Here is a 6,842-nt window from a genome sequence, read left to right on the forward strand (position 1 = left end):
TCTGTTTTTGATTGCGATCATGGGAGGGCTTCGGCGTGATGAAAAAATCAATGTCCGAACGTGACATCTGCACGAAGTACATTACCCCTGCCATTCAGGCCGCCGGCTGGGACAGCCATGCCCAGATCCGCGAAGAGGTCAGCTTTACAGCCGGCCGCATCATCGTTCGTGGCAAGCTCCATTCGCGCGGCAAGGTCAAACGCGCTGATTATGTCCTTTACCACAAGCCCAACCAGCCCATCGCTGTCATCGAGGCGAAAGACAATACGCATGCTGTCGGCCACGGTATGCAGCAGGCGCTCGACTATGCCGAGGCCCTGGATGTACCTTTTGCCTTCAGCTCCAATGGCGACGGCTTCATCGTTCATGATCGCACCGGCCTGATGAACCCGGTTGAAAGGCAATTGACTCTCGACGAGTTCCCGTCCCCGTCCGATCTCTGGCAGCGGTACAAAAAGTGGAAGGGGATCGATACCTCGAGCGAGGCCGTTGTCGCGCAACCTTATTACACAGATGGCAGCGGCAAAGAGCCGCGCTACTACCAGCGCGTCGCCATCAACCGCACCGTCGAGGCCATCGCCAGGGGACAGCAGCGCATCCTGCTGGTCATGGCCACCGGCACCGGCAAGACCTACACCGCCTTCCAGATCATCTGGCGGCTGTGGAAATCACGCGCCAAAAAACGCATCCTCTTCCTTGCCGACCGCAATATCCTTGTTGATCAGACCAAAACCAACGATTTCAAGCCGTTCGGCCAGGCGATGACCAAAATCGAGAAGCGCCAGGCTGACAAGTCGTACGAGATCTATCTCTCCCTGTATCAGGCCGTGACCGGCCGCGAGGAAGAGAAGAATATCTACAAGCAGTTCTCCCCCGACTTTTTTGATCTGGTGGTGATCGACGAATGTCATCGCGGCAGTGCCGCTGAGGATTCCGCCTGGCGCGAAATTCTCGATTACTTCTCCAGCGCAACCCATATCGGTCTGACGGCAACGCCCAAAGAGACCAGAGACGTTTCCAATATCACCTACTTCGGCGAGCCGATCTATACCTACTCGTTGCGGCAGGGGATCGATGACGGCTTCCTTGCACCTTACAAGGTTGTACGTATCGATCTGGATAAAGACCTGCAGGGCTGGCGGCCGGAAAAAGGCCAGGTCGACAAACATGGCAACCTGATTGAAGACCGGATCTACAACCTGAAAGATATGGATCGCAACCTGGTGATGGAACTGCGCACCAGGCTGGTGGCCAAAAAGGTTTCCGATTTCCTTAAAGCGAGTAACCGGTTCGACAAGACGATTGTTTTCTGTGAAGACATTGACCACGCCGAGCGGATGCGCCAGGAACTGGTCAACCAGAACGCCGATCTGGCGACCGAAAACAGCAAGTATGTGATGAAGATCACCGGTGACGATCCGCTCGGCAAAATGGAGCTGGACAACTTCATCGATCCGGAAAGCCGCTACCCGGTCATTGCCACCACGTCCCGCCTGATGAATACCGGCGTCGATGCCCAGACCTGCAAGCTGATCGTCCTCGACCAGACCATCAACTCGATGACCACTTTCAAGCAGGTGATCGGGCGCGGTACCCGCATCAACGAAGACTACGACAAATATTATTTCACCATCATCGATTTCAAGAAGGCGACCGAGCTGTTCGCCGATCCGGATTTCGATGGCGATCCGGTGATGATTTACGAACCTGGGCCTGAAGATTCGCCATTACCTCCTGATGCACCGGAGACTCTCGATGATGAGCCGCCGGAGCAGACTGAACTGCCACTGCCTCCGGGCGGAGAAGATGACCCCGAACCACGGGTCAAATATGTGGTGGACGACGTGCCTTTCTTTGTCGTGGCAGAACGGGTGCAATACTATGGGCCGGACGGCAAGCTGATCACCGAGTCGCTGAAAGACTACACCAAAAAGACAGTCCGCAAGGAATTTGCAAACCTGAATGACTTTTTACGTCGCTGGACTGCGGCAGACAAGAAGCAGGCTGTAATCGATGAACTGGCGGACCAGGGTGTACTGTGGGAGGCTCTGTCCGACGATGTCGGCAAAGATTTTGGCCCATTTGATTTGATCTGCCACGTTGCTTTCGATCAGCCGCCACTCACTAGGCGTGAGCGGGCCGAAAATGTTCGCAAGCGCAACTATTTCACCAAGTACGGCGAACAGGCGAGGGCTGTTCTTGAGGCGCTGCTCGACAAGTATGCGGATGAAGGGGTGCAAAGCGTCGAGGATCTTAAGGTGCTTCGTATCAACCCTTTTGATCAGATCGGTACGCCGACGGAAATCGTCAACACCTTTTTTGGCGGGAAACAGAATTATGAGCGGGCGCTACGGGAGTTGGAAGAATTGCTCTATGCATGATCGGGGCTGAATTTAAATGAATATTGAGCAGATCGCACGTGACCTCCTGTCGCGTAGTGAAATACAGATTGCCAACTACCGCGAATATCGCAGACGCACCGGTGCCGATTTCAATGTCTTTCGAGTAGTCAATCGCGCCACCGACGAAGTGCATGGGCACTCGGCATTCATTGCCGAACTGCTGAACCCTGCCGGTTCGCATGGCCAGGGTTCCGTGTTCCTCAACCTGTTTTTCGAGACCCTCGGTATCAGTCATCTCGTGGAGAGCATTGATCACTGGCAGGTCGCCGCCGAGGCTTCGCAGGATGTCGACGGACGCATCGATATCCTGCTCTCCGGCCATGGCGATGGCAGTCGCCGTTTTGGTATTGCCATTGAGAACAAGGTCTACGCCGGAGACCAGGACCTGCAACTCACGCGTTACAGGGATTACCTGAAACGGAAATATGGGTCTTATCAGTCAGGGACGTCGACGACTTATTTGTTGTACTACCTGACATTGGACGGATACCAACCCTCGGCACAAAGCGTCAGCGGCATTCCTGCTCATGAATTGGCCTACGAAGAAGGCAGTGACATGGATGCGCCGGTCCGGCTGTTGTCGTATGCCTACCATATCGTCGAGTGGCTCAAGGTGTGCCGTGGGTACCTTGCATCCTTCCCGTATGCACGTGAAGTCCTGGCGCAATACCTTGATCTCGTCAATGCCCTTACCGGTAATGGAGAAAGCATGACCGACACTTTGCAGAACTTGCTCGACACCCCGGACAAACTCTATGCGGCGGCGAAGCTGTCGAATGCCGTTATTAGCGTCAAGCAGAAAATGGTATGCGATCTGTGGGACCGGATTCTGGATGAATGGCCGAAACGTGTCGCCGCTGGGAACAGTCCCTTGCGTGGCAATCTGGCAGCAAACAGGCATCTGGATGCGTCGGGCAGTCTGCGCGAACGTCTTCATCAAACTTCCAAAGAGCGTTTTTCCAAGGCTCGTAACGTTCCGCGCTGGTTTGGCGTGGCCTCAAGGGACTATCTCTTCAATGGCACTCCGGTGGGGATCGAATTCCGTTTCGACAATTGTTTCTATGTTGGTCTCTACGGGGTGAACGAAGAGAAGGTGCTCGACCGATCGGTCGTAAATGCATTCTACGCGGGGTACTCACCCCCACCTGGATGCAAGCCAGGCTATGTGGACGGCAAAGTCGGCAAAGAGCGTATTTATGTGCAGAACTCGGTCGATTTCGGCCGAGATGATATGGCGTTGTTCGATCTGGTTTCATCAGACCAGCAACAACGTCTGGTTACAACGCTTTTCGAGATTGCCGAAGGCATCCTCCTCGGCATGCGGTCTCAAGGTCTTACCTACAAATCATAGCAAGGAAGCGGCTCACCTATGTCAGTATCCACCACCATCAAGTCCATCCAGGACATCATGCGCAAGGACGCCGGGGTCGATGGCGACGCCCAGCGCATCGGCCAACTGGTCTGGATGTTCTTTCTGAAAATCTTCGACGACCAGGAGCAGGAACTCGAACTCCTTTCTGATAACTACAGCTCACCGATTCCCGAGCGCTTGCGCTGGCGGAACTGGGCGGCCGACAGCGAGGGGATCACCGGTGACGAACTGCTCGACTTCATCAATAATGAGCTGTTCAAGACCCTCAAGGAACTGGAGTTGAATGCCGGCACCAACGGCCGCGGCATCGTCGTGCGCTCGGTGTTCGAGGATGCCTACAACTACATGAAGAACGGCACCCTGATCCGGCAGGTGGTCAACAAGATCAACGAGATCGACTTCAACCGCTCCGACGACCGCCACACCTTCGGCGACATCTACGAGCAGATCCTCAAAGACCTGCAGAGCGCGGGCAATGCCGGGGAGTTCTACACCCCGCGCGCCGTCACCCAGTTTATGGTCGATATGGTCGATCCTCAGCTCGGTGAGAAGATCCTCGATCCGGCCTGCGGCACCGGCGGGTTTCTTGCCTGTTCCATCGAGCATGTACGCGACAAGTACGTGAAAACCGCCGAAGATGAGAAGCTTTTGCAGCAGTCGATCTTCGGGGTCGAGAAGAAGGCCCTGCCGCACCTGCTCTGCACCACCAACATGCTGCTGCACGGTATTGAGGTGCCGTCCAACATCCGCCACGACAACACCCTGTCACGGCCACTGCGCGATTACGGCCCCAAGGACCGGGTCGATGTGGTGGTGACCAACCCGCCCTTCGGTGGCACCGAAGAAGACGGCATCGAGGCCAACTTTCCGGCCAGCTTCCGCACCCGCGAGACGGCTGATCTATTCCTCGTCCTGATCATGCACCTGCTCAAGCCGGGTGGCCGCGCTGCCATTGTTCTGCCCGACGGTACCCTGTTCGGTGAGGGCGTCAAGACCCGTATCAAGGAGAAGCTGCTTAAAGAGTGCAACCTGCACACCGTCGTGCGGCTGCCCAACGGTGTGTTCAATCCCTACACCGGCATCAAGACCAACCTGCTCTTTTTCACCAAAGGGGAGCCGACCAAAGAGGTCTGGTACTACGAGCATCCCTATCCCGCGGGGTACAAGAGCTACTCCAAGACCAAGCCGATGCGCATCGAGGAGTTCGCGCCCGAAAAAGCCTGGTGGAACAATCGGGAAGAGAGCGAGCAGGCGTGGAAGGTGTCGATCGAGCAGATCAAGGAGGGCGGCTACAACCTCGATATCAAGAATCCCAACACTGTTGAGGATGATCTGGGTGATCCCGAGGAGCTGTTGGCTGAATACAAGACGCTGCTGGTCGATGTGGACGAAACGCGCGAGAAGTTGAAACGGGAGCTGATGGCTGCACTGGAACGGAATGCCGATGCGGCGCAGGAGTCGGCATGACTGTCGAGACATTTTTCGCCAATTTTGGACATTTGGCCGATGCACCCAATGGGGTGCAGAAACTGCGGGAGTTGATTCTGCAGCTTGCGGTACAGGGGAAGCTGGTGCCGCAGGATCCGGAAGATGAACCGGCTTCGGTTTTGTTGGAGAGGATTGAAGCCGAGAAAAAAAAGCTGATTGCTGCAAAAGAAATACGGACTAAGAAGATTGTTGCAATAAATGATTCGCCCTTTGAGCTTCCGGAAAGCTGGGCATGGGTACCCATTGGAAGCATTTGTAGAGATTGGGGGCAAAAGGTTCCAGATCAGCAATTCAGCTACATTGATGTGTCAGCGATAGACAACGAGAAGGGTGTTGTTGCTGAACCAGCAGTTACTGAGGCTGTAGACGCACCTTCTAGGGCGAGAAAACTGGTGCAGCTTGGAACCGTAATCTACTCAACGGTGCGCCCGTATCTGCTCAATATTGCCGTGATAGACAAGGAATTCGAACCCGAAGCAATTGCGAGCACTGCATTCGCCATTGTTCATCCCCTTGGCGGGGTTTCCAGTCAATACATTTTTTGGTTTCTTAGAAGCCCTGTATTTGTTGGGTACGTAGAATCAAAAATGCTAGGGGTAGCCTATCCCGCAATTAACGATAGTCAGTTCTTTTCGGGGTTGTTTCCTCTCCCCCCTCTCAAAGAACAAAAACGCATCGTCGCCAAGGTCGACCAACTCATGGCCCTGTGCGACGAACTCGAAGCCCGCCAGCAAAAGCAGCAGCAGGTACGGGTGCGGCTCAACAACGCCGCTCTCGACGGACTGCTCACCGCCCGCGAACCGGACGAATTCGCCGACCACTGGCAGCGCATCTGCACCAATTTCGACCTGCTCTACGACCACCCCGAAACCATCACCAAACTCCGCGCCGCCATCCTCCAACTCGCCGTTCAGGGCAAACTTGTGCCACAAGATCCGAATGATGAGCCTGCTTCGGTTTTGCTGGAGAGGATTCGGGCAGAGAAGGAGAGGTTGGTTAAGGAAGGTGTTATTAAAGCTCTAAAGAAACCATCATCTGTTTCGGCAGAGGAAATGCCCTTCAAAGTCCCGACCAATTGGACCTGGGCGAGGCTTGCAGAACTTACGGAGGTGATTACGAAGGGGTCTTCTCCAAAGTGGCAAGGCGTTCAATATGTTGATGAAGGCAAAGGAATTCTTTTCATTACCAGTGAAAATGTAGGAAGTTTCGGGCTTCGGCTGGATAAAAGAAAATATGTTGAAAGTAGCTTTAACGAAATAGAGCCGAGGTCAATCCTGAAAAAAGGTGATGTTCTGATGAACATCGTAGGGGCATCGATTGGTCGTACGGCTGTTTATGACATTGATGATGTTGCAAATATCAACCAAGCTGTTTGCTTAATCCGCTTTGTAGGGCAAGGCTCGCTTAATTTTCTTCGCTATTTTTTGACCTTTTTCAACACCCCTACTTGTATCTCCTACATGTTTGACAAACAAGTCGATAATCCTGAATCCGTGAGGGGCTCGTTCACACCCCTCGTTATTGCCTCGCGGAACGATTTTCGCGAGCCGTTTTGAGTTCCAATCCGCCTGTCTGGTCCT

General features: G+C 54.2%; 4 protein-coding genes. All 4 read left to right on the forward strand.

Annotation, left to right across the window (positions count from 1 at the left end):
* The first annotated feature begins 35 nt into the window (after positions 1-35).
* Genes hsdR through C2E25_RS15290 form a run of 4 tightly spaced genes read left to right on the forward strand, consistent with a single transcriptional unit; the run spans position 36 to position 6,818 of the window.
* Positions 36-2,381: an EcoAI/FtnUII family type I restriction enzme subunit R gene (hsdR, locus tag C2E25_RS15275; protein ID WP_103116589.1), complete on the forward strand. Its 2,346-nt coding sequence runs from the start codon at positions 36-38 to the stop codon at positions 2,379-2,381.
* Between the two features lie 16 nt (positions 2,382-2,397).
* Positions 2,398-3,753, forward strand: a complete 1,356-nt coding sequence (locus C2E25_RS15280; protein ID WP_103116590.1) for a PD-(D/E)XK nuclease family protein — start codon at positions 2,398-2,400, stop codon at positions 3,751-3,753.
* 18 nt (positions 3,754-3,771) lie between these two features.
* On the forward strand, positions 3,772-5,241 hold the full coding sequence (locus C2E25_RS15285; RefSeq protein ID WP_103116591.1) for an HsdM family class I SAM-dependent methyltransferase: 1,470 nt from the start codon (positions 3,772-3,774) through the stop codon (positions 5,239-5,241).
* The gene (locus tag C2E25_RS15290) at positions 5,238-6,818 is read left to right on the forward strand and encodes a restriction endonuclease subunit S (RefSeq protein ID WP_103116592.1); all 1,581 of its coding nucleotides are present in this window, start codon (positions 5,238-5,240) and stop codon (positions 6,816-6,818) included. Before C2E25_RS15285 ends, C2E25_RS15290 begins: the two co-directional genes overlap by 4 nt.
* The last annotated feature ends 24 nt before the right edge of the window (positions 6,819-6,842 follow it).

The sequence above is a fragment of the Geothermobacter hydrogeniphilus genome (assembly GCF_002898515.1).
In the GTDB taxonomy this organism is placed as follows: Bacteria; Desulfobacterota; Desulfuromonadia; order Desulfuromonadales; family Geothermobacteraceae; genus Geothermobacter_A.